The 20,946-nt window shown below is 66.4% G+C and carries 20 protein-coding genes; 10 read left to right on the top strand and 10 right to left on the bottom strand.

Translation table 11 applies throughout. The features are described 5' to 3' along the window. Positions 1–29 precede the first annotated feature (29 nt). Positions 30–896 carry a transporter substrate-binding domain-containing protein gene (locus RMR04_RS01510; protein WP_311912608.1) on the bottom strand — a complete coding sequence of 289 codons (867 nt, stop codon included), beginning with the start codon at positions 894–896 and terminating at the stop codon, positions 30–32. A gap of 2 nt (positions 897–898) precedes the next feature. After that, complete coding sequence (locus RMR04_RS01505; RefSeq protein ID WP_311912607.1) at positions 899–2,119, bottom strand: pyridoxal-phosphate dependent enzyme; 1,221 nt, start codon at positions 2,117–2,119, stop codon at positions 899–901. A gap of 83 nt (positions 2,120–2,202) precedes the next feature. On the opposite strand from RMR04_RS01505, the gene RMR04_RS01500 reads away from it, so the two are divergent. Next, on the top strand, positions 2,203–3,099 hold the full coding sequence (locus RMR04_RS01500) for a LysR family transcriptional regulator (protein WP_311912606.1): 897 nt from the start codon (positions 2,203–2,205) through the stop codon (positions 3,097–3,099). 28 nt (positions 3,100–3,127) lie between these two features. Here RMR04_RS01500 and RMR04_RS01495 read toward each other — a convergent pair whose 3' ends face one another. Next, positions 3,128–4,054 carry a LysR substrate-binding domain-containing protein gene (locus RMR04_RS01495; RefSeq protein WP_311912605.1) on the bottom strand — a complete coding sequence of 309 codons (927 nt, stop codon included), beginning with the start codon at positions 4,052–4,054 and terminating at the stop codon, positions 3,128–3,130. Between the two features lie 122 nt (positions 4,055–4,176). Between RMR04_RS01495 and RMR04_RS01490 the strand changes: the two genes are divergently transcribed. From RMR04_RS01490 to RMR04_RS01450, 9 genes are all read left to right on the top strand, one after another. Beyond that, complete coding sequence (locus RMR04_RS01490) at positions 4,177–5,229, top strand: ABC transporter substrate-binding protein (RefSeq protein ID WP_410492186.1); 1,053 nt, start codon at positions 4,177–4,179, stop codon at positions 5,227–5,229. Between the two features lie 149 nt (positions 5,230–5,378). Then, on the top strand, positions 5,379–6,422 hold the full coding sequence (locus RMR04_RS01485) for an ABC transporter ATP-binding protein (protein WP_311912604.1): 1,044 nt from the start codon (positions 5,379–5,381) through the stop codon (positions 6,420–6,422). Then, positions 6,419–7,285, top strand: a complete 867-nt coding sequence (locus RMR04_RS01480) for an ABC transporter permease (protein WP_311912603.1) — start codon at positions 6,419–6,421, stop codon at positions 7,283–7,285. Before RMR04_RS01485 ends, RMR04_RS01480 begins: the two co-directional genes overlap by 4 nt. Further along, positions 7,282–8,082: an ABC transporter permease gene (locus RMR04_RS01475; protein ID WP_310159473.1), complete on the top strand. Its 801-nt coding sequence runs from the start codon at positions 7,282–7,284 to the stop codon at positions 8,080–8,082. The genes RMR04_RS01480 and RMR04_RS01475 overlap by 4 nt, the downstream gene beginning before the upstream one ends. Before the next feature lie 6 nt (positions 8,083–8,088). Next, positions 8,089–9,210, top strand: a complete 1,122-nt coding sequence (locus tag RMR04_RS01470) for an NAD(P)/FAD-dependent oxidoreductase (RefSeq protein WP_311912602.1) — start codon at positions 8,089–8,091, stop codon at positions 9,208–9,210. Then, a complete protein-coding gene (locus tag RMR04_RS01465) occupies positions 9,203–9,511 on the top strand; it encodes a (2Fe-2S)-binding protein (protein WP_410492185.1) in 309 nt (102 codons plus the stop codon). The genes RMR04_RS01470 and RMR04_RS01465 overlap by 8 nt, the downstream gene beginning before the upstream one ends. Next, positions 9,508–10,965 carry an FAD-dependent oxidoreductase gene (locus RMR04_RS01460; RefSeq protein WP_311912600.1) on the top strand — a complete coding sequence of 486 codons (1,458 nt, stop codon included), beginning with the start codon at positions 9,508–9,510 and terminating at the stop codon, positions 10,963–10,965. The genes RMR04_RS01465 and RMR04_RS01460 overlap by 4 nt, the downstream gene beginning before the upstream one ends. After that, positions 10,962–12,089 carry an NAD(P)/FAD-dependent oxidoreductase gene (locus tag RMR04_RS01455; protein ID WP_311912599.1) on the top strand — a complete coding sequence of 376 codons (1,128 nt, stop codon included), beginning with the start codon at positions 10,962–10,964 and terminating at the stop codon, positions 12,087–12,089. Before RMR04_RS01460 ends, RMR04_RS01455 begins: the two co-directional genes overlap by 4 nt. 49 nt (positions 12,090–12,138) lie before the next feature. Next, positions 12,139–12,486, top strand: coding sequence for a RidA family protein (locus RMR04_RS01450; protein ID WP_311912598.1), 348 nt, complete (start codon positions 12,139–12,141; stop codon positions 12,484–12,486). Positions 12,487–12,549: 63 nt separating this feature from the next. On the opposite strand, the gene RMR04_RS01445 is transcribed toward RMR04_RS01450, so the two are convergent. The 7 genes from RMR04_RS01445 to RMR04_RS01415 form a co-directional block, all read right to left on the bottom strand. Beyond that, complete coding sequence (locus RMR04_RS01445; protein WP_310159452.1) at positions 12,550–12,858, bottom strand: hypothetical protein; 309 nt, start codon at positions 12,856–12,858, stop codon at positions 12,550–12,552. Positions 12,859–13,062: 204 nt separating this feature from the next. Continuing rightward, positions 13,063–14,748: a nickel ABC transporter ATP-binding protein NikE gene (gene nikE / locus RMR04_RS01440; protein WP_311916017.1), complete on the bottom strand. Its 1,686-nt coding sequence runs from the start codon at positions 14,746–14,748 to the stop codon at positions 13,063–13,065. A gap of 17 nt (positions 14,749–14,765) precedes the next feature. Then, positions 14,766–15,614: an ABC transporter permease gene (locus RMR04_RS01435; protein ID WP_311912597.1), complete on the bottom strand. Its 849-nt coding sequence runs from the start codon at positions 15,612–15,614 to the stop codon at positions 14,766–14,768. Positions 15,615–15,804: 190 nt separating this feature from the next. Next, positions 15,805–16,836: an ABC transporter permease gene (locus RMR04_RS01430; RefSeq protein ID WP_311912596.1), complete on the bottom strand. Its 1,032-nt coding sequence runs from the start codon at positions 16,834–16,836 to the stop codon at positions 15,805–15,807. Positions 16,837–17,005: 169 nt separating this feature from the next. Next, complete coding sequence (locus tag RMR04_RS01425) at positions 17,006–18,622, bottom strand: ABC transporter substrate-binding protein (protein ID WP_311912595.1); 1,617 nt, start codon at positions 18,620–18,622, stop codon at positions 17,006–17,008. A 115-nt stretch (positions 18,623–18,737) separates the two neighbouring features. Beyond that, a complete protein-coding gene (locus RMR04_RS01420) occupies positions 18,738–20,144 on the bottom strand; it encodes an FAD/NAD(P)-binding protein (RefSeq protein ID WP_311912594.1) in 1,407 nt (468 codons plus the stop codon). Positions 20,145–20,180: 36 nt separating this feature from the next. Beyond that, complete coding sequence (locus RMR04_RS01415) at positions 20,181–20,942, bottom strand: SDR family oxidoreductase (protein WP_311912593.1); 762 nt, start codon at positions 20,940–20,942, stop codon at positions 20,181–20,183. Positions 20,943–20,946: the final 4 nt, after the last annotated feature.

Here is a 20,946-nt window from a genome sequence, read left to right as displayed (position 1 = left end):
AGCGGCGACACCGCTCCGGCGATTAAGGCTCAGCGTGCCGTCGGCTTCGGCTTCTGGAAGGCGTCGACATAGAAGGGCCGGATATCGGCCGGGATCCACTGGTCGACCCATTTCGCGTAGAGGCCTTCAGCCTTCATCCGGTCGAGCGCGGCATCGACATAGGCGAGCCATTCCGCCTCGTTCTTGCGCACGCCGACAGCGGCATCGGAAATCGCGAAAGGCTCCCCGACGAGGCGCAGGGTCGGGTCCTTCGCCGCGATCACGATCAGCGTTGCGGCGTCGTGGGTATAGGCATCGCCGCGCCCCTGCTTCAGCGACTGCAGCGCGTCGGAAGCCGTGTTGAGCCGGAGGTTGTCGACCTTCGGCATGTTGTCCTCGAACCATTTCGCCTGGGTCGAGCCCTTCAGCATGATCACGATCTTGCCGGCGACATCGTCGAGCTTCTTGATCGGGCTGTCCTTGGCGACCAGCATGTCGCTGCCGCCCCAGCGATAGGGCTTCGAGAAATCGATGACGCGGGCGCGCTCGGGCGTGACGCCGAGCGTCGCGATCAGGAGGTCGACCTTCTTACCGGAGAGCTGCGGGATGCGGTTCTCCGCGGTCACACAGGTCAATTCGATCTTGTCGGGCGAGCCGAAGGCCCAGGCGGCGATCTGAATCGCCATCTCGGTCTCGACGCCGGCGAATTTGCCGGTCTCGTCCTTGTAGCCATAGGGCGGTTGGTCGCAGCGCACGCCGGCCTTGAGAAGGCCTGTGGCCTTGATCGCCGCGGGCAGCGGCGGCAGGGTCTGCGCGCTCACGAGCCCAGCGGACAAGGCGGTCGCAGCAAGGGCCGCGAGGGTCGAAAGCACCGGCAGGCGCCGGCTGTGAGACTGCAAAGTCTGAAACTGCGTCATGGTCATCCGTTATCCCTCTGATCGGGCCATTTGGCCTGTTGTTGATTCCGTTCCGACTGAGCCCGGCCCGCCGCGCCATCCGCATCGCGGAGGCCCACGTTTTCATCCGCCAGATCCCTGAAGCCCGATCCGGTCAGGATCAGCACGGCGTGGCACCCGCCAAGCGAGCCGTCCCGCGCCAGTTCGGTGAGCGCAGCCAGTGCCGCCGCCGCCGACAGCTCGGCGTGGAAGCCGATCGCGCTAAGTCTTGCGCCGGCCGCGCGCGCCGCATCATCGCCGACCGGGACGGCGCAGCCGCTGCTGCCCCGCAAGGCCTGGACGGCCTGCCAGGTGACGGTGCTGCCGGCGATCGAGAATTGCGCGGTCTCGCCGGCGAAGTCGGCGCGATAATCCTCGCCCGCCATCACGCGCGAAAGCCGCGGGAAGGGCTCGGCCGCCACCAGCCTCGGCATGCCGCGCCCGATTTCCGCGAAGCCGAGCGACAGGCCCGAGAGCAGATCGCCGCGCGAGCAGGGCACGACGATGAGATCGGGCATGGCGGAGGCCGCGATCTCGGCTGCGACCGTCTTGTATCCCTCGATCCCGAACGGGTCGGTTCCAACAGCCGGCAGATGATAATTGGTCGCGGCGAACGCCCCCTCCGCCACGCGGATGGCGAGATGGCGCCAGCGCTCCAGGCTTTCGGCGAAGGTCACGATGCCGGCGCCATGGGCGCTGATCGCCCGGCGATAGGAGGCCGGCAAATCATCCGTCGCTGCAATCTCAGCGGAGAGGCCGGCGCGCGCCGCGTAAGCCGCGACCGACAAGCCGCCATTGCCGCTGGAAGCAGCGACAACCAGCCGCGCGCCGCGATCCTGCGCCCGCGCCAGCAATTGCGCGCTCATCCGGTCCTTGTGCGAGCCGGTCGGGTTGCACCATTCGAGCTTCAGCGACAGCCGGCCGACGCCGACAGCCGCGGCAAGCTCGGGGACCTCGACCAATGGCGTCCCGCCCTCGCCCAGCGAGAGCGCCTCGGGAAACGGCAGCGCGATCGTCGTCGCCTCCACCTGTTCATCCCGCGCATAGACCAGGCGCAGATTGGAGGCGTGCCCATCACGCGCACAGCGTGGACAGCCGCCCTCATGCGTCGCGACCGGCAAAACCAGGTCGCAGCGCAGACAGGCGAGACCTGTCAAACGCGGATTGCGGGCCGGGGCCAGGGCTTGGGCTGAGAGCATGACCATGGGTAAAAAGTATTGAGGTCCGTCCCCATCTGGTCAAATCTCATTTTTTCGGGTTGCTATTCATTTCTGATATGGGGTTTTGCATGAACCTGAGGCAAGTCGAGGCTTTTCGCCTCATCATGCTGCGCGGCTCGATGACGGCGGCCGCGCAGGAGCTGCGCACCTCGCAACCCAGCATCAGCCGTTTGATCGCCGAACTCGAAGCCTCGATCGAGTTGAGACTGTTCGAACGCAAGGCCGGCCGCCTGACGCCGACCGACGAGGGCCTGACCTTCTATCGCGAGGTCGAACGCAGCTTCCTCGGCCTGGAGAACCTGGCGCAAGCCGCCAAGGACATCCGCTTCTTCGGCACCGGGCGACTGCGCATCGCGGCGATGCCGGCGGTGGCGCTGGGCTTCGTGCCGCGCTGCATCCGCATCTTCAAGGAGCGCTATCCGAATGTGACGATCTCGCTGCAGATGCGCAGCGAGGCGACGGTGACGCGCTGGTCGTCCTCGCATTATTGCGACATCGGCTTCGTCGCCAACATCGTCGGTTCGCCCTCGATCGAGGTCCGCCACCTCTACAGCCTGCCGGGCTATTGCGCGCTGCCGCCGGGACATAAATTGGCGAGCCGCGAGATCATCGTCCCCGAGGATCTGGAAGGCGAATCCTTCATCTCGCTGGCGCTGGAGGACGGCGCCCGGGCACGCGTCGATCGCGTCTTCGAGCGGCTGGGCGTCAAGCGCCAGCTCGCGCTTGAAGCGCCCTTCGGGGCGACGATCTGCGCGCTTGTCGGGCAGGGCCTCGGTATCGGCATCGTCAACCCGATCGTCGCCGACGATTACCGGCATACGGGGATCACATTCCGCCCGTTCAAGCCGGCGATCGTCTTCGAGGGCAATGCACTATTTCCGACGCATCACCAGGCCAATGTCCTCGTCGACGGCTTCCTGCGGATCGTCCGCGACGAGTTGCGGCAATACGAACTGGCGGAATGACCGCCCCGGCCTCAAGAAGCGGGCGAACTCAGGGCGGTGGTTTCGCAAAACCGGCATCGGCATCGCGCGCGAGTTCGGCGATCGCCGTGCGGACCTTGTCGGCGAGTTCCAGCGCCAGCGCCGACCGCAAGCGCCCGGTCGCCCAGACCACGCCGATATCGTATTGCAACGCCGGCGCGAAAGGGCGCACGACGATACCGCGTCCATCGTACTCGGCCGCAGTGAATGGATCGACGATCGAGAGCCCAGCGCCGGCCGCCACCAGCGAACACGCGATCATCGACAGGGGCGTCTCGACCCGCGTCAACCGGGTCACACCCGCGGTCGCGAATATCGCGTCGATCCGATAGCGCGTCTGCGTCGATTGTTCGAGCGAGACGAAGGGTTCGTCGACGAAATCCCGCGGCCCCAGCACAGCCTTCGCCGCCAGCCTGTGACCCGCCGGAATGACCGCCACGCTCTGCACCAGCGGCAGCCATTCGACGTCGATATTGGGGAAGTCGAGCGGCCCCTGTGCAAAGCCGATATCGCAGAAACCGCTCGCGACCCACTCGACGACCTGCGACGAAATGCTGCCATAGATAGAGAGCTCGATCTCAGGCTTTTCCTTGAGGAAAACGCCGACGATACGCTGCAGGAATCCGACATTGAAGGTCGGCAGCGCCGCGATCCGCAGCCGCCCGGAGCGGCCTTCGCGCAAATTCTTCGCCGCGCTCTCGATACGCTCCAGGCCGACGAACTGGCGCTCGACCTCGCGATAGAGCGAAAGCGCCTCATTGGTCGGGACCAGGCGCGTGCCGCGCCGCTCGAACAGGCGCAGGCCGAGCGCATATTGCAGATCATGGATCAACCGCGTCACCGCCGGCTGGGTGATGTGGAGCGCGCGCGACGCCGCAGTCACGCCGCCGGTGACGATCACGGTGCGGAAAGCCTCGATCTGGCGCGGATTTAGCATGCGATGATGTTGCCCCCCGCAAACCATAACATTTCGGCATGGATTGAACGAATCATTCGATTTGACCAAGTCGAAACTGTCGCAGACCCTCCCGCCATCACTCAAAAAATGAGGAGGGGTCCATGAAATTCGCTTCTATGAAATTCGCTTGGGTAGGACTGCTGCTGACCACCACGGCGCTCGGCACGGCCGGAGCGGCCATGGCGCAGCAGAAGACGTTGTTCGTCGCCGGCTATGGCGGCTCCTATGAGCAGACGATGCGCAAGGAGGTCATTCCGGCCTTCGAGAAGCAGGCCAACGTCAAGATCGAATACGTCGCCGGCAACTCCACGGACACGCTGGCCAAGCTGCAGGCGCAGAAAGGCAACCAGCAGATCGACGTCGCCATCGTCGATGACGGCCCGGCCTATCAGGCCGTGGCGCTCGGCTTCTGCGGCACGCTGACCGACGGCCCCGTCTACAAGGACGTCGCGCCGGTGATGAAGTTCAAGTCGAACAAGGGCGTCGGGCTCGGCCTCGTCGGCACGGGCCTGTTCTACAACAAGAAGATCTTCGACGAGAACAAATGGCCGGCGCCGACCTCCTGGAACGATCTCAAGGCCAAGACCTACGGCAAGAAGATCGTGGTCCCGCCGATCAACAACACCTACGGCCTGCATGCCCTCATCGCCTTCGCGCAGCTCGGCGGCGGCGGCGAGAGCAATATCGAGGCCGGCTTCAAGGCCTTCAAGGACAAGATCAACCCCAACATCGTCGCCTATGAGCCCTCCCCGGCGAAGATGACCGAACTCTTCCAGAACGGGCAGGCCGTGCTCGGCGTCTGGGGTTCGGGCCGCGTCAAGGCCTTCGCCGACACCGGCTTCCCGGTCGAGTTCGTCTATCCCAAGGAAGGCGGCTATGCGCTCGGCGTTGCCGCCTGCCCGATCGAGGGCTCCAAGAACGCCGCCGAGGCCAACGCCTTCATCCAGTTCATGCTCTCGCCGCCGATCCAGAAGGTGATGGCGACCGGAGCCGGCTTCGGCCCGGCCAACACCACGGTGACACTGACGACCGAGGAGCAGAAGGGCCTGCCCTATGGCGAGGACGTGAAGAAGCTCAAGGCGGTCGACTGGGACATCGCCAATGCCAAGCGCGAGGAATGGACCAAGCGCTGGAACCGCGAGGTTGAGCGGTAACACGCCCTCCTTTGAACCTCTCCGTCATCCCGGACGTAGCGAAGCGAAGATCCGGGATCCATGCCTGAACCGTTCCGGCATGGATCCCGGGTCAAGCCCGGGACGACGGCAGAGTTCCCCCAGTCTTTTCTGAAACGTCAGTGAACCCAATGTCGCATCTCGTACTCGAAGGGCTGGGCAAGTCCTATGGCAGCGCCGTTGCCGTCGAAGGGCTCGACCTTTTGGTCGAGCGCGGAGAGTTCGTCTCGCTGCTCGGCCCCTCCGGCTGCGGCAAGACCACGACCTTGCAGATGATCGCCGGCTTCGTGCCCGTCGACCGGGGCCGCATCCTGCTCGATGGCGGTGATCTCGTCGCCGTGCCGCCCAACAAGCGCGGGCTCGGCATCGTCTTCCAGAGCTATGCGCTGTTCCCGCATATGACGGTGGCTGAGAATATCGCCTTCGGGCTCGAGATGCGCGGGATCGACAAGGCCGAGCGCGAGACACGCACGCTGGAGGCGATGGCGCTGGTCGGGCTGAAGGGCTTCGCCGATCGCTATCCAAGGCGCATGTCGGGCGGACAGCAGCAGCGTGTCGCACTCGCCCGCGCTCTGGTGATCAAGCCGGCGCTGCTCCTGCTCGACGAGCCCCTCTCCAATCTCGACGCCAAGCTGCGCGAGGAGATGCAGAGCGAGTTGCGCCAGATCCAGCGCTCGATCGGTACGACGACGATCCTCGTCACCCATGACCAGCACGAGGCGATGGCGCTGTCGGACCGGATCGTGCTGATGAACCAGGGCCGCGTCGAGCAGATCGGCGCGCCCGACGCCGTCTATGGCAAGCCCGCCAGCGCGTTCGTCGCGAGCTTTCTCGGCAAGACCAACGTTTTGCGCGGCACCGGTGATGGCAGCGGCGCGGTCAGCATCGGCGCCTTCTCGCTACCGATCGCAGATGCGGGCGCAGGCCCGGTCCAGCTCGCGGTCCGGCCGGAGCGGCTCAGTCTGGCCGCGGCAGGCGCGCCCGGTTTCGAGGCGCGCGTGACCAGCCGCGTTTTCCAGGGCGCGCATTGGCTGCTGACGGCCGACAGCGCGGCGGGCCCGCTCATCCTGATGCGCCATAATGACGGCCAGCCCGTCCCGGCCGAGGGCGAGACCGTGAAGCTGAGCTTCGCCCCCTCGGACGCCGCGCTGCTTGCATCGGGGGACGCGCGATGAATCGCGCCCTCTCGCAACGCGCCACGCCCTATTGGCTGACGGGACCAGCCCTGCTCGTCTTCCTCGGCCTGGTCGTCATTCCCCTGGCGATGACCGTGCTGCTCTCCTTCTACGATTGGGGCCAGTACAAGGGCATCGTGCCGGAGTTCACGCTGAAGAACTTCCACGAGATCTTCACCGATTCCTATTTCTTCGAAATCTTCCTGCGCACCTTCCGGATTGCCGTGCTGGTGACGCTGTTTTGCATGCTGATCGGCGTGCCGGAGGCCTATATCCTCAACCGCATGTCACCGGCTTGGCGCGGCATCTGCCTGCTCGCCATCATCGGGCCGCTTCTGGTCTCGGTCGTGGCGCGCACGCTCGGCTGGGCGCTGCTCCTGGGCTCGACCGGCCTCGTCAACCAGGGGCTGATGGCGGCTGGGCTGATCCGCGCTCCGCTCGAATTCATGTTCACCGAAACGGGCGTGGTGGTGGCGCTGATCCATGTCCTCATCCCCTTCATGATCCTCGCCGTCTGGGCCTCGCTGCAGCGGCTCGACCCACAGATCGAGAACGCCGCGCTCTCGCTCGGAGCAGGCAGGATCACGATCTGGCGTCGCGTGATCCTGCCGCAGATCGTGCCCGGCATGCTGTCTGGCGGTATCATCGTCTTCGCGCTGGCGGCGAGCGCCTTCGCCTCGCCCGCGATCATTGGCGGAAGACGTCTCAAGGTCGCCTCCACGCTCGCCTATGACGAGTTCCTGAACACGCTGAACTGGCCGCTCGGCGCGGCCGTCGCCGTGCTGCTGCTCGCCGCTCTCGTCGCCATCACCGTCGGCTCCAACCGGCTGATCGAACGCCGCTACGCACAGGTGTTCGAATGAGACGCAACGGCCCGCTCGCGCTCTGCTTCCACGCGCTCTTCGTCATCTTCATGCTGGCGCCGCTACTGATTGTCTGCGTCGTCGCCTTCACGCCGGAGGGCTATCTCTCGCTGCCGACGCGCGGCCCGAGCCTGCGCTGGTTCAAGGCGATCTTCGACTATCCCGAATTCATCCGCGCCTTCCGCGACTCGCTCTGGCTCGCGGCCCTGTCCTCGACGGTCGCGATCATGCTCGCCGTGCCCGCAGCGCTCGCCATCGCCCGTCACCGCTTTCCCGGGCGCGAGGCTCTGACCACGCTGTTCATGTCGCCCCTGATGGTGCCTCATGTCGTGCTCGGCATCGCCTTCCTGCGCTTCTTCACCCAGATCGGCCTGTCCGGCACCTTCCTCGGGCTGGTGCTCAGCCACATCATCGTGGTGCTGCCCTTCGCGCTCAGGCTCGTGCTCGCCGCCTCCTACGGCATCGACCAGCGCATCGAGCATGCGGCGATCTCGCTCGGCGCCGGCCATGCCACGGTGTTCCGCAGGGTGACGCTGCCCTTGATCCTGCCCGGCGTGGTCTCGGGCTGGCTGCTGGCCGCGATCAACTCCTTCGACGAGGTGACGATGACCGTCTTCATCGCCTCGCCTGCAACCGTGACCCTGCCCGTTCGGATGTTCCTCTACATCCAGGACAATATCGACCCTCTCATCGCAGCCGTCTCGACCTGTCTGATCGCCCTTACCGCCGGTCTCCTGATCGCGCTGGACCGGCTGTTCGGGCTCGACCGGCTGTTCGTCGGAACCGGAAAAGGCTGAACCCACGTGTCGTCCAAGAGCAATCACACGGAACCGGACGTCGTCGTCATCGGCGGCGGCGTGGTCGGCGGCGCGATCGCGCTGGGGCTCGCCCGCAGCGGCGCGCGCGTCACCATCCTCGACGAAGGCGACGCGGTGCCTCGGGCTTCGCGCGGCAATTTTGCACTGGTCTGGGTGCAGTCGAAAGGCTTCGGCATGCCGGAATACGCGATGTGGTCGCGCCGTTCGGCCGATGACTGGCACGGGCTTGCCGACATCCTCGGTGAAGAGACCGGTATCGACGTCGCCCACAGCCAACCCGGCGGCTTCATGCTCTGCCTGTCACAGGACGAACTCGGGAAGCGCGTCGATGCGATGCATCGCCTGCACAACCAGACGACGCTGACCGATTTCCCCTATGAAGTCCTCGGCCACGCCGAGACGAAACGGCGTCTGCCCGATATCGGCAAGGACGTGGTCGGCGCGATCTATTCCCCGCTCGACGGCCATGTGAACTCGCTCAAGCTGTTCCGGGCGCTGCGCGAGGCGACGACGCGTCGCGGCGTCGATTACCGGCCGAACTGCCCGGTCGAGAGCATCACGCCCCGCGACGGCGGCTTCCGCATCAATGGCTCCTGGGGTGAGATCGCCACGGCCAAGGTCGTGCTCGCAGCCGGGCTCGGCAATGCCCGGCTCGCGCCGATGGTCGGCCTCGACGCGCCGGTGAAGCCGAGCAAGGGCCAGATCATCGTCACCGAGAAGACCGCGCCCTTCCTGCACAATCCGATGGTGACGGTCCGCCAGACCGATGAGGGCGGCGTCATGATCGGCGACAGCCAGGAGGATCGCGGCTTCGACACGGTCGTCGGCCAGCCGATTCTCTCGGTCATGGCCGAGCGCGCGGTCAGGATGTTCCCGCGCCTCGCCGGGCTCAACGTGGTGAGGACCTGGTCGGCGCTGCGCGTGATGAGCCCTGACGGCTTCCCGATCTACGACCTGTCCCGAAGCTGCCCTGGCGCCTTCGTCGTCACCTGCCATTCCGGCGTGACGCTGGCTGCCAACCATGTCCTGACGCTCGCCCCCGCCATTCTCTCCGGCGTGCTGCCGGACGCGGTCGCGAGCTTTTCCGCACGGAGGTTCCATGTTTAGGCCCATGTCTGACGCCAAGAGCGCCGCCACGCTCAGCTTCAGCTTCGACGGCCGCCCGCTGATTGGGCGCGACGGTGACACGGTCGCAGCCTCCCTGCTGGCGAACGGCGTCGATGTCTGCCGCGAAACCCCTGTCTCAGGCGCGCCGCGCGCGCCCTATTGCCTGATGGGCGTCTGCTTCGAATGCCTCGTGGTCATCGACGGCGTCGGCAACCGGCAAGGCTGCATGGTGCCGCTGCGCGACGGCATGACCATTGAAACCCAGCATGGCCGGCGTCAGCCCGAGGAAATGCAAGGATGAAGCCCCTCACCGAAATCGGCCAGCTCGCCGAGCATTACGACCTCGCCGTCGTCGGCGCCGGCCCCGCCGGCCTCTCGGCCGCGGCACGCGCGAGCGAGCTCGGCCTTGCCGTGCTGCTCGTCGACGAGAACCCTGAGCCGGGCGGCCAGATCTACCGGTCGATCACGACGACGCCGGTCACCGACCGCGCCGTGCTCGGCGTGGATTACTGGCGCGGTGCGGACCTCGTCGCCCGCCTCAAACGTTCGGCTGCCGCCTATGCCGCGCGCTGCACCGTCTGGTCGATTGCTCCCGACGTCGAGTCGGATGGAGCATCCTTCGAAATCGGCCTTTCGCTCGACGGCCGCGCTCGGCTGATCACCGCCGGGCAGGTCATCCTGGCAACCGGCGCGCAGGAGCGGCCCTTCCCGATCCCGGGCTGGACCTTGCCCGGCGTGATGACGGCCGGCGCGGCGCAGATCGCGCTGAAGAGTTCGGCGATCGTCCCCAAGGGCCGCACCGTGATCGCCGGCTGCGGGCCGCTGCTCTATCTCCTGGCGGGTCAGCTAGCCGCCGCCGGCGCCGAGATCGTCGCCGTCCTCGACACCACGCCCCGGCGCAACTGGCCAGCCGCGCTTGGCGCGCTGCCCGACTTCCTGCGCTCGCCCTATCTCGCCAAGGGGCTAAAGCTGATGGCCAAGGCGCGCCGCAGCCTGCGCTTCCTCGGGGGCGTCACCAGCCTCGCAGTCGAAGGCTCGGGCCGGCTCTCCACCATCCGCTTCGAGCGCGGCGGCGCCTCGGAGAGCATCGCCTGCGACACGCTCCTGCTGCATCAGGGCGTCATCCCGAGCGTCAACCTCTCCAATGCCGCCGGCTGCGCGCATGAGTTCGACACGGTCCAGCATTGCTGGGTGCCACAGCTCGACGATTGGTTCGCCTCATCCGTGCCAGGTATCGCGATCGCCGGCGACGGCGCCGGCATCGGCGGGGCCGAGAGTGCGGCGCTGCGTGGCGAGATCGCGGCGCTCGACTCGGCCAGGCGGCTTGGCCGCATCACCATCGCGGAGCGCGACAATCACGCCGCTCCGATCCGCACGGCGCTCGGGCGCACGCTGCGCGGCCGCCGCTTTCTCGACCTGCTCTACAAGCCGGCCACGCAATTCCTCGCACCAATCGTGGACGACACCATCATCTGCCGCTGCGAGGAGGTCACTGCCGGGCAGGTGCGCGATGCCGCCAAACGGCTTGGCGTCACCGGGCCCAACCAGATGAAGGCTTTTTTGCGCTGCGGCATGGGTCCTTGCCAAGGGCGGCTTTGCGGGCCGACCGTGGTCGAGCTGATCGCTGAGACGCGCGGCACGACACCCGCCGAGGTCGGCTATTACCGCCTGCGCCCGCCGGTGAAGCCGGTGACGCTGGCCGAGCTCGCCTCGTTGCCGCAGAGCGAGGCGGCCGTCAAAGCGGTGGTCCGGTGAGCAGGCCGCGCCGCAGCGCCGATGTCATCGTCATCGGCGGCGGCATCCATGGCTGCTCGACCGCGCTGCACTGCGCCTTGCGCGGCCTCTCGGTCATCCTGATCGAGAAGGACCATGCCGGCCGCCATGCTTCGGGCGTCAATGCCGGCGGCGTGCGCCAGCTCGCGCGCCATGTCGCGGAAATTCCGCTCTCCAACACCTCGATGGCGATCTGGCATGGGATCGCCGAGCTCGTCGAGGATGATTGCGGCTTCACCTCGGACGGCCAGGTGCTGGTCGCGGAAAACGAGGCCGATCTCGCCGGTTGCCGCGCCCGCGTCGAGGATCTCAACCTGCGCGGCTTCCATCACGAGGAGATGATCGACGCCAGGGAGCTGCGCGAGATCGTCCCGGCCGTCTCCGAGACCTGCCCCGGCGGCGTGATCTCGCGCCGCGACGGCGCCGCCATTCCGCTGCGTGCCACCCAGGCCTTCAAGCGCAAGGCCTCCGAAATGGGGGCGACGATCCGCGAGGGCGTCAAGGTCACGAAGGTCGAGCGCGACGGCGCAAACTGGCGTGTCGTCACCGATGCCGGCGATTTCTTCAGTCCCCGCATCGTCAACGCCGCCGGCGCCTGGGCCGACCGCATCGCCGCTGATCTCGGTGAGCCCGTGCCGCTGGAGGTGATCGCACCGATGCTGATGGTCACTGCGCCGATGCCGGCCTTCATCAAGCCGGTCGTGATCCTGCGCGGCCGAAAACTCTCCTTCAAGCAATTCGGCAACGGCACCGTCCTGATCGGCGGCGGCTATCTCGGCCGCGCCATCCGCGACGAGAACAGGACGATCCTCGACTGGGGCAAGCTCGCGACCAATGCGAAGACAGTCTGGGACCTGTTCCCGATCATGCGCGGAGCGCCGATCCTGCGCGCCTGGGCCGGCATCGAGGCGCGCATGCCCGACGACCTGCCCTGCTTTGGGCCCAGCGCCAGGCATGAGGGCGTCTATCACCAGTTCGGCTTCTCCGCCCATGGCTTCCAGCTCGGGCCGGGCGCCGGCGCGGTCATGGCCGAAATCATCGCGACCGGCCACAGCAATGTACCCATCGACGGGCTCGACATTGCCCGCTTCGCGCAGGCGTCGTGATGGCTGCGTCGTGACGGCTACCGACCCTTTCACCACAGGAGAAGACGAAATGACCATCAAGCGCAGCATCAAGACCCCGATCCAGAACCGCGTCGTCCAGACCGGTGGTCTGGTCTTCGTCGGCGGCACCACCGCCGATGATACGACCCAGTCGATGGGCCCGCAGACCCAGAACATCCTGACCAAGATCGAGGGCTATCTCGGCGAGGTTGGCCTCGACCGGACCGCGATCGTCGCCGCGACGATCTTCGTCACGGACCTGTCGATGAAGAAGGAGATGGACCCGGTCTGGACCGCTTTCTTCGGCGATGGCCTGCCGACCCGCGCCACCGTCGGCGTCGCCGATCTCGGCGGCACCACGCTGATCGAGGTCGTGGTCACCGCCGCCAAGGGCTGATCCGGCTCTAAGACGGCATCAGCAATTCGCGCCTCCGCCTTCAGGCGGGGGCGCTTTTTTATTTCATGTACCGCATTTGTAGGCAGTGCCCGCCGTGCTCGGGCCTTTCCACTTGATGTCGGCGACGGAGGATTCGACATGGGTCGCGCCCAGCTCGGCGCCGCCAGCCTTCAACCGCGCCAAGGCCGCATCGCGCGCCTGATCCCTGAGCAGCACCTTGCCCAATGGCGATGCGCCTTCAAGCTCGCCGAGCTTCTGGCACTTCTCGACGACGCTCTTGGTGTCGGTGACGACCACCGTATTCGAGCGCGAGTTCGGGATCACGCAGGCCGAAAGCGCGAGCAGGGGCAAAAGTAGGAGGGAGCGCAGCATCGGGCCGATCCTTAGAGCGTTTTCAAGCGAAGTGGACACCGGGTCGCGTGACGAAAACGCGTTAAAACAAAAGACGAGAGCAATTGAACGATCCTGCCGGATCGGAAATCGCTCTAGGACAACAGCGCGCGGTGCGCCCGCCGCCATGATCCCCGCTATTACCGTATTTTCAAGGCCCGGGCTCCAGAAAGCCCTCCTGTTGCCTCAGGCCGTCACGGGCATTGGCGCGGTCGGACCGCCGAGATGCAGCACGGCATCGAGCAGTTCGCGCGCATAGGCGGTCGCAGGCGCACTGAACACCATGCGGCTTTCGCCCTGTTCGACCACACGCCCGTTCTGCAGCACCACGGTGCGCTCGCACATCATCCTGACCACGTTGAGGTCATGGCTGACGAAGAGCAGCGCCAGCCCGTCCTCGCGACGCAAACGGTCGAGCAGTTGCAGGATCACCGCCTGGACCGAGACATCGAGCGCCGCCGTCGGCTCGTCGAGCACGAGCAGGCGCGGCCGGCAGGCTATGGCGCGCGCGATGCCGACGCGGGCCTTCTGGCCGCCCGATAGCTGGTGCGGAAAGCGCTCCAGCAATTCGCTCGGCAAACCGGCCCGCTCGGCGCATTCGCTGACCCGCCCCGCCAGTGCCGAACCATTCTTCATGCCGAGCAGGCGGCGCAATGGGTGAGCGATGCAATCGAAGGCGTTGAAGCGCGGGTTAAGGCTGTCGGTCGGATCCTGAAAGACGATCTGGATATCCCTGCGGAATTCGCTGCGATGGAAATCGCGCGCTGGCAGCGAACCGATCGCGCGGCCATCGAACAAAATCTCGCCTTCGCTCGGGTCGATCAATCGGCAGATCATGCGCGAGATCGTGCTCTTACCTGAGCCCGATTCTCCGACCAGACCCAGACTCTCGCCGGCCGCAATGCTGAAGGAGACGTCGTCGACCGCCGTGACGCCGCCATCATAACGCTTCACCAGCTTCTGAACCTCGAGCAGCAGCGGCGTGCCGGGGGCGGGCTTGGGGCGCAAGAGTTCGTTGGGGCGTAAGAGTTCGACGGCCGGCACGGCGCCAGCGCCTTCCGGCGCGAGATCGGCGATCGTCGAGGTCGCGGTCGGCGAAGCGGCGACGAGGCGCTTGGTATAAGGGTGCTGCGGCGCGCTGAAGAGCATCGCAGGCGCGGCCTGTTCGACGACTTGGCCCCGCTCCATCACCACCGCACGCTGGCAATAGCGCGAGGCTAGGCCGAGGTCATGCGTGATCAGGATCATCGCCATGCCACGCTCGGCCGTGATGCGGGCGACGAGGTCCATCACCGTCTTCTGCGTGGTGACGTCGAGCCCCGTCGTCGGCTCGTCGGCGATCAGCAGGGCCGGTTCGCAGGCGATCGCCATCGCGATCATCACGCGCTGGCACATGCCGCCCGAGAGCTCATGCGGGTAGGCGTCGATCCGCTTTTCCGGATCGCGGATCAACACCGCCTTGAGCAGGTCGAGCGCCCGCGCCCGCCCCTCGCTCGCCGAGATCGGCTCATGCGCCATGATCGCATCCGCGATCTGCCGGCCGACGCTGCGGATCGGGTTCAGCGCACCGCGCGGGTTCTGGAAGATCATCGAGATCGCCGCGCCATGCAGGGAGCGCAATTGCTTCGACGAGGCCTTGCTGATGTCCTGCCCCTTGAAGCGGATGCTGCCTTGCGAGATGCGGCCGGCCGCGTCGAGCAATCGCGTGATCGCGAACGCCGTCACCGATTTGCCCGAGCCGCTCTCGCCGACGATGCCCAGCGTCTCGCCGGCGGCGACGGCGAGGCTGACGCCGCGCACCGCCTCGACGGTTCCGCCCCGGGTCGAGAAATGCACATGCAGGTCGTCGATGACGAGCAAGGGCTCGCTGATCATGGCGTCCATCGCGTCTAAGTCCGCATGCGCGGGTCGAGGATGTCGCGCAGCCCGTCGCCCAGCAGGTTGAAGCAGAGCACGGTCAGCATCAGCGCCAATCCCGGAAATGCAACGAGCCACCATTTCCCGGTCGAGATGAAGCGCGCGCCCTCGGCGACCATGATGCCCCATTCCGGCGTAGGCGCGGAGACGCCGAGCCCGATGAAGGAGAGCCCTGCGGCATTCAGGATCGCCCAGCCGAGATTGAGCGAAACCTGCACCGCCATGGCCGGCAGCACATTGGGCAAGAGGAAGCGCAGCACGACCGAGACATGGCTGTCGCCGCAGGCGCGCGCCGCCTCGACCCAGCCGGCGTTGCGCCGGACATTCACCTCGGCGCGGGCGAAGCGGATATAGAAGGGCAGGTTGATGATTGCGGTTGCGATGACGATGTTCTCGACTCGGTTGCCGAGCGCCGCCACCATCGCCATGGCGAGCACGAACAGCGGAAACGCCATCAGCACATCGACAAAGCGTCCGACATAGCGGTCGAGCCGCCCTCCGGCATAACCGCAGAGCGCCCCGACGACCGCCCCGATGACGAAGGAGAGCGTCACCGCCGAAGCTGCGATTGCGAGGTCCAGCCTCGCCGCGACGATCAAGCGGCTGAAGACGTCACGGCCGAGCTGGTCGGTGCCGGCCCAGTATGTCGCGCTCGGCGGCAGCAACGCGTTGGGCACGTCAGACGCGATCGGATCATAAGGCACGATCCACGGCCCGATGACGGCGAGCACGCAGAGCGCGAATGCGCCCGCCGCCGCGAAAGCCGTGACCGGGTTGCCGCGCAGGATCCAGACGGTGTGGCGAAGCGTGGCGGAGGTCATGGGTTCGCTCCTCCGTCTTTCCGGGACGCGCCGAAGGCGCGAACCCGGAACCCACGACTGGGTGATCGGCAGGGTTTTCCAGAGTTCACCCGGTCGTGGGTTCCGGGTTCATCGTGGAGTTTATCCTTGGGCCGACCAAAGGTCGGACCCGAGGGCGGTGCCCCGGAAAGACAGGTGTGGGCACAAGCCATCATTCGACCGACACCCTCGGATCGGCGATGCCGTAGAGCACGTCCACCGTCAGGTTCACCAGGACGAAGATCGACGCCATCAGCAGCACGAAACCCTGCACCGGCGCATAATCGGAGGCGAGCAGCGCATCGAGCGCATAGGAGGCGACGCCCGGCCAGGAGAACACCTTCTCGACCAGCACATTCGCCCCTAGCATGGTCGAGAACACGATGCCGGCAATGGTCAGCACCGGCAGAAGCGCGTTCCGCAAGGCGTAGGTGACGATGACCTTGCGTCGCGACAGGCCGAGCGAACGCGCGGTGCGGACGAAATCGCTGCCGAGCGAGGCCAGCATCGCCGCGCGCGTGATCCGCGCCAGCGGCGCGACCACGAAGAGCGCCATGGTGAAGGCGGGCAGCACGAGCTGGCTCGCAGCCGCGCGCCAACCCTCCCAATCGCCGGCCAGCGCGAAATCGATCAGCAGGAAGCCCGTCACCAAGGGCGGTGGCGAGGTGAAGATATCGACCCGCCCGGTCGGATCGGGCGCGAAGCCGAGCAGGTAATAGAAGGCATAGATCAGCAAGAGCCCGGAGACGAAGGTCGGCACACAGACACCGAGCGCGCAGATGAAGCGCACGATATGGTCGATGCCCGAGCCCTGCCTCAGCGCGGCTGCGACGCCAAGCGGCACCGCCGTGACCAGCGCGATCAGGAGCGCGGAGAAGGTGAGCTCGAGCGAGGCCGGTAGCCGCGACTTCAGATCGCTCAGCACCGGCTGGCCCGTGGTCAGCGAGCGCCCGAGATTGCCCGAGCCGATATCGCCGAGATAGCGCAGGAGCTGCTCGGGCACGGGCTTGTCGAGCCCCATCTGCTTGCGGATCGTCTCGATCTCCTCCTTGCCCGCCGTCGGGCCCGAGGCGAAGAACACCGCCGGATCGCCCGGCAGCACCCGCATCAGCAGGAAGGTGAAGACGAGTACGCCGAACAGCGCCGGCAGGGACGAGGCGAACCGCCAGCCCGCGCGTTTGGCCGTGATGGAAAGTTGCGACATACCGACTTCTGCTCACTCACACCCGCGATGTCGTCCCGGACAAGCGGCGAAGCCGCGCCGATCCGGGACCCATTCCGGAGCGTAGCCGGAAAGCGTTCCGGCATGGGTCCCGGGTCTTCGCTACGCTACGCCCGGGACGACGGACAGGTTCACCCCCAACCGTCAGACCTCACTTCCGGCTCAGATCGCGGAAATCGATCTGCCGGTGGAACTGGTAGACATAGCCGTCGATCGACGACGCCATCACCGCGTCCTGCGCCGGCTGCCAGAGCGGAATCTGCGGCATCAGTTCGAAATGGCGCGTGTTGAGATCCTTGCCATAGCTCGCATATTTTGCCTTGTCGGCCTCGAAGCGGGCGGCCTGCGCCCATTCCGTGATCTTGGCGTCGTCGAGCGAGGCGTAGTTCCAGCGGATCGGGCCGATATAGAAGTTGCGGTAGAAGTAATCCATCGAGGGCAGCCAGGCGACGATGCCCTCGGTGAAGAACGGCACCTTCTTCTCGTTGATCAGCGTCGACATCTGCGCGTCCGGCAGCTTCTGGATGTCGACCTTGATGCCGACCTTCCCCAGCGATTCCTTGAGCAGCGCCGCCATCGGCTCGGCCGTGCCGGCCTGGCCGACATTGAAGGAGAAGGTGGTCGAGAAGCCGTCGGGGAGGCCGGCCGCCGCAAGCTGCTTCTTGGCCTCGGCGAGGTCCGTCTTCAGGGGCTGCGGGATCGGGAAGATCTCTCCGGTCGGAGCCTTGCCGTCAGGCCAGTTCGCGCCATAGAGCGGCGCCCCGCGCCCGAACAAGGCCGCCTTGAACATGTCGTCATAGGGCAGCGCCGCGGCGATGGCGCGCCGGACCTCGATCTTGTCGAAGGGCGGCATCTGGTTGTTGAACGAGACGAAGGTGATCGAATTGTACTGAGGCGTCGAGACGACCTTGAGCTTGCCCTTCTTCTCCAAGTCGGCGGCGTCGGTCGCCTGCAGGTCGATGACGATATCGGCGTCGCCCTTCTCGACCAGATTGGCGCGCGTGGCGGCTTCCGGCACGGTCTGGGTGATGATGCGCTTGAAGCTCGCCGGTTTGTCGGCCGAGCCACGATTCCAGTCCGGATTGCGGCGCAGGATCGTGGTCTCGCCCGGCTTGTAGCTTTCGATGATGTAGGCGCCGGAGCCGGCGGTGTTGTCCTTGAGCCAGTTCAGCGCCCAAGGGTCCTCAGCCGTCGCATGCGATTTCGCCAGCTTCGAATTGATGATCACGGGGTAGACCACGGCAAGGTTTGCCAAGGCGAGCTTGTCGGGCTTGGGCAGCGTGACCTCGAAGGTGTGGGCGTCGATGATCTTGAACTGATCCGGGCTGGTCAGGGAGCCGGTCAGCAGCTGGCCCTTGCCCAGGACATTGGCGCTGACCTCACGATCGAGCGACCATTTCACATCCTCGGCCGTCACCGGCGTTCCGTCGTGGAACTTCGCGTCCTTGCGCAGATTGAAGGTGATCTTCAGCCCGTCGGGGCTGACCGTGTAGCTCTCGGCCAATTCGCCGCGGATGCTGTCGAGATCGAACACCCATTTGCCGTTGAGCTGCTTCCTGCCGAAGGAGAGCAGCCGGTCATAGGTCAGGAGGCTCAGGCCGAAGGCCTCGCGGGTCGAGCCTGGAATGTTGGGATCGAGCGTGTTGATGGCGGCGCCGGTGACATGGCGCAGCGTCTCGGCACGTGTCTGCGCCAGCGCCGGCGAGGCCAAAAGCGTAGTCGAGGTCAAGAGCGCGGCTGCAAGCCAGCCCGTCCGCACGATCGTCATAGTCGTTTCCCTCTTCATCGGCGCAGTCGTCAGGTTGGTTCCGAGCGGGACCGGATGCAAGCGTGGTGCCACGCAGCGCATCATTGTCCCTTCCGCGCGAGGCGCGGTGAAGGGCTTACCGCAGCACGGCTTGCGGTACGTCATAGGCCTGGAACGAGGCCCAGTGCCGCTCGACATCGGCGCGGAACAGCCCGCGCGTGATGCCCGAGACCAGCTTGGGCACCGCCGTGGTCATCGCGTTGATCGAGGAACCGGACGCCCCGAAGCTCATCGTCGAGGCAATGGTGAAGAGATGGATGTCGCTGATCCAGGGCGTCGCGCCCGGCACGCGCTCGGTCAGCGCGTAATCATCGGCAAGATAGGGGAAGCGGCCGAGCCGCTCGTCACGCTCCGCCGTCGGCGGCGCATAGCGGTCGGCCCAGGAGGCGATGTTGCCGGCAAAGCCCGCAAGCTCCGGCCGCGCGGAGAGATCGATCTCGATGCCCGCAGCAGCGATGATGAAATCGACCGTGAGCGAGCCTTGCGGCGTCGCGATCTCCACGCCGCCAGGCCCGTCGACCGCGCTCAGAGCAGGCGCGCCGAGATGCAGGGAAAAGGCGTCGTGGCGGGCGCAGCGGTCATAGGTCGCTTGCGGAAATCCCTCCCGCAGCGCCAGGACGGCGCTCATGAAACGCCAGCGCCAAGCATCGTCGAGATCGCTGAGATGGCGCAGGAAACCGCGAAAGGTCAGCCAGCGATAGGGCTGGATCACTTGCGCCTCGGGCCGACGGCAGAGCAGATGCACCTGCGCCGCCCCGGCCTCCAGCGCTGTCGCGGCATTGTCGAAAGCCGACGCGCCGGCCCCGATCACCGCAACGCGCTTGCCCGCAAGCGCCGCGAAATCGATCGGTTCGGCGCAATGCGCGCAGCGCGAGGCCGGCAGCGCCATGAGCGGCGCCGGCACGGTCCAGTCGCCCAGGCTCTCCTGCCCGGTTGCGAGCACGATCTTGCGGGCATGCAGCGTCTCGGCCTCGCCACCGCAGCGCAGCGTCACGGCCAGCAGCCCGCCGGCGGGGGCGATATCGACCACCTCCGCCTCATTGCGAACGGCGATGCCGACGACATGGCGAAACCAGCCGAGATAATCCGCCCAGAGCCCCTTCGGGATCAAGCTCAGCTCATCCCAGCTTTCGACGCCGAATTTGGCCTCGTGCCAGGATTGGTAGGTCAGGCTCGCCACATCGAGATCGGGGCCGGTGAAATCCTTCGGGCTGCGCAGCGTGTGCATGCGCGCATAGGAGCGCCATGGCCCTTCCTGCCCCGCAGCCGCCTTGTCGAGCACCAGGATGTTGGTGACTTGCGAGCGCAGCAGGCCGAAGGCCGTCGCCAGCCCCGACTGGCCGCCCCCGACCACGATCACGTCATAGGCGCGCTTGCCGTCCGGCCCCGGAACCGGCTCGAGCCAGGGCGCGCTGGGATGGGCGGTGCGGGCGAGATCGCCGGCGATGCGGCTCTCGAGAACCGATAATCCGTCATGCTTCATGGCAAATTCTCATGCAGTGTTCATGCCGCAAACCGGTCACGCGGCAAGCCAGCCGCCATCGACCACCAGCGTCGTCCCCGTGCTGAACGACGAGGCGTCGCCGGCGAGATAGAGCACAGCTTCCGCCACCTCCTCGGCGCGGCCGAAGCGCTTCATCGCATGGCGATTGCGCGAGGCCTCGCGCAGCGGCTCGGGCTCGGCATGGCGGGCGAAACTGCGCCGCAGCATCGGCGTGTCGATCGCGCCCGGAGCGATCGCGTTCACGCGGATGCCGTCTCCGGCGTAGTCCAGCGCCATCGTCCGGGTCAGGCTGAGGATCGCCCCCTTGGCGGCAATATAGGCGCTGTTGCCGCGCCCACCGGCCAGAGCCAATTGTGAGGCGAAGGTCACGATCGCGCCGCCACCCCGCCGCTGCATCGCCGGGATCACCGCCTTGGCGAAGAGGAAGGTGCCGCCGACATTGGCCCGGAAGACGGCGTCCCAATCCTCGGGCGCGGTCGTCGTCACCGTACCGCCGCACGAAAAGCCGGCAGCCGTCACCAGAATATCGATACGTCCGAAGCGCGCGAGGACCTGTTCCGCGACGCCGTCGGCGAAGCCCGGCAAGCCGACATCGCCGATATGAGCGCAAGCCTGCCCGCCGGCCTCGATGATCAGCGCCACCGTCGCCTGCGCCGCCTCGGCATCGCGATCGACCACTGCGACGCACGCGCCTTCGCGAGCAAAGAGCAGCGCGCTCGCCTGCCCTATCCCTGAGCCGGCGCCGGTCATCAGGGCGACCTTTCCCTCAAGCTTCATCGTC

It is taken from the genome of Bosea sp. 685 (assembly GCF_031884435.1).
GTDB lineage: Bacteria > Pseudomonadota > Alphaproteobacteria > Rhizobiales > Beijerinckiaceae > Allobosea.
This window is presented reverse-complemented; position numbering and strand designations above follow the sequence as displayed.

Coding starts and splice junctions, on each gene's coding strand:
- RMR04_RS01510 (WP_311912608.1), bottom strand. CDS start 896: ATGACGCAGTTTCAGACTTTGCAGTCTCACAGCCGGCGCCTGCCGGTG.
- RMR04_RS01505 (WP_311912607.1), bottom strand. CDS start 2,119: ATGGTCATGCTCTCAGCCCAAGCCCTGGCCCCGGCCCGCAATCCGCGT.
- RMR04_RS01500 (WP_311912606.1), top strand. CDS start 2,203: ATGAACCTGAGGCAAGTCGAGGCTTTTCGCCTCATCATGCTGCGCGGC.
- RMR04_RS01495 (WP_311912605.1), bottom strand. CDS start 4,054: ATGCTAAATCCGCGCCAGATCGAGGCTTTCCGCACCGTGATCGTCACC.
- RMR04_RS01490 (WP_410492186.1), top strand. CDS start 4,177: ATGAAATTCGCTTCTATGAAATTCGCTTGGGTAGGACTGCTGCTGACC.
- RMR04_RS01485 (WP_311912604.1), top strand. CDS start 5,379: ATGTCGCATCTCGTACTCGAAGGGCTGGGCAAGTCCTATGGCAGCGCC.
- RMR04_RS01480 (WP_311912603.1), top strand. CDS start 6,419: ATGAATCGCGCCCTCTCGCAACGCGCCACGCCCTATTGGCTGACGGGA.
- RMR04_RS01475 (WP_310159473.1), top strand. CDS start 7,282: ATGAGACGCAACGGCCCGCTCGCGCTCTGCTTCCACGCGCTCTTCGTC.
- RMR04_RS01465 (WP_410492185.1), top strand. CDS start 9,203: ATGTTTAGGCCCATGTCTGACGCCAAGAGCGCCGCCACGCTCAGCTTC.
- RMR04_RS01460 (WP_311912600.1), top strand. CDS start 9,508: ATGAAGCCCCTCACCGAAATCGGCCAGCTCGCCGAGCATTACGACCTC.
- RMR04_RS01450 (WP_311912598.1), top strand. CDS start 12,139: ATGACCATCAAGCGCAGCATCAAGACCCCGATCCAGAACCGCGTCGTC.
- RMR04_RS01445 (WP_310159452.1), bottom strand. CDS start 12,858: ATGCTGCGCTCCCTCCTACTTTTGCCCCTGCTCGCGCTTTCGGCCTGC.
- RMR04_RS01435 (WP_311912597.1), bottom strand. CDS start 15,614: ATGACCTCCGCCACGCTTCGCCACACCGTCTGGATCCTGCGCGGCAAC.
- RMR04_RS01430 (WP_311912596.1), bottom strand. CDS start 16,836: ATGTCGCAACTTTCCATCACGGCCAAACGCGCGGGCTGGCGGTTCGCC.
- RMR04_RS01425 (WP_311912595.1), bottom strand. CDS start 18,622: ATGACGATCGTGCGGACGGGCTGGCTTGCAGCCGCGCTCTTGACCTCG.
- RMR04_RS01420 (WP_311912594.1), bottom strand. CDS start 20,144: ATGAAGCATGACGGATTATCGGTTCTCGAGAGCCGCATCGCCGGCGAT.
- RMR04_RS01415 (WP_311912593.1), bottom strand. CDS start 20,942: ATGAAGCTTGAGGGAAAGGTCGCCCTGATGACCGGCGCCGGCTCAGGG.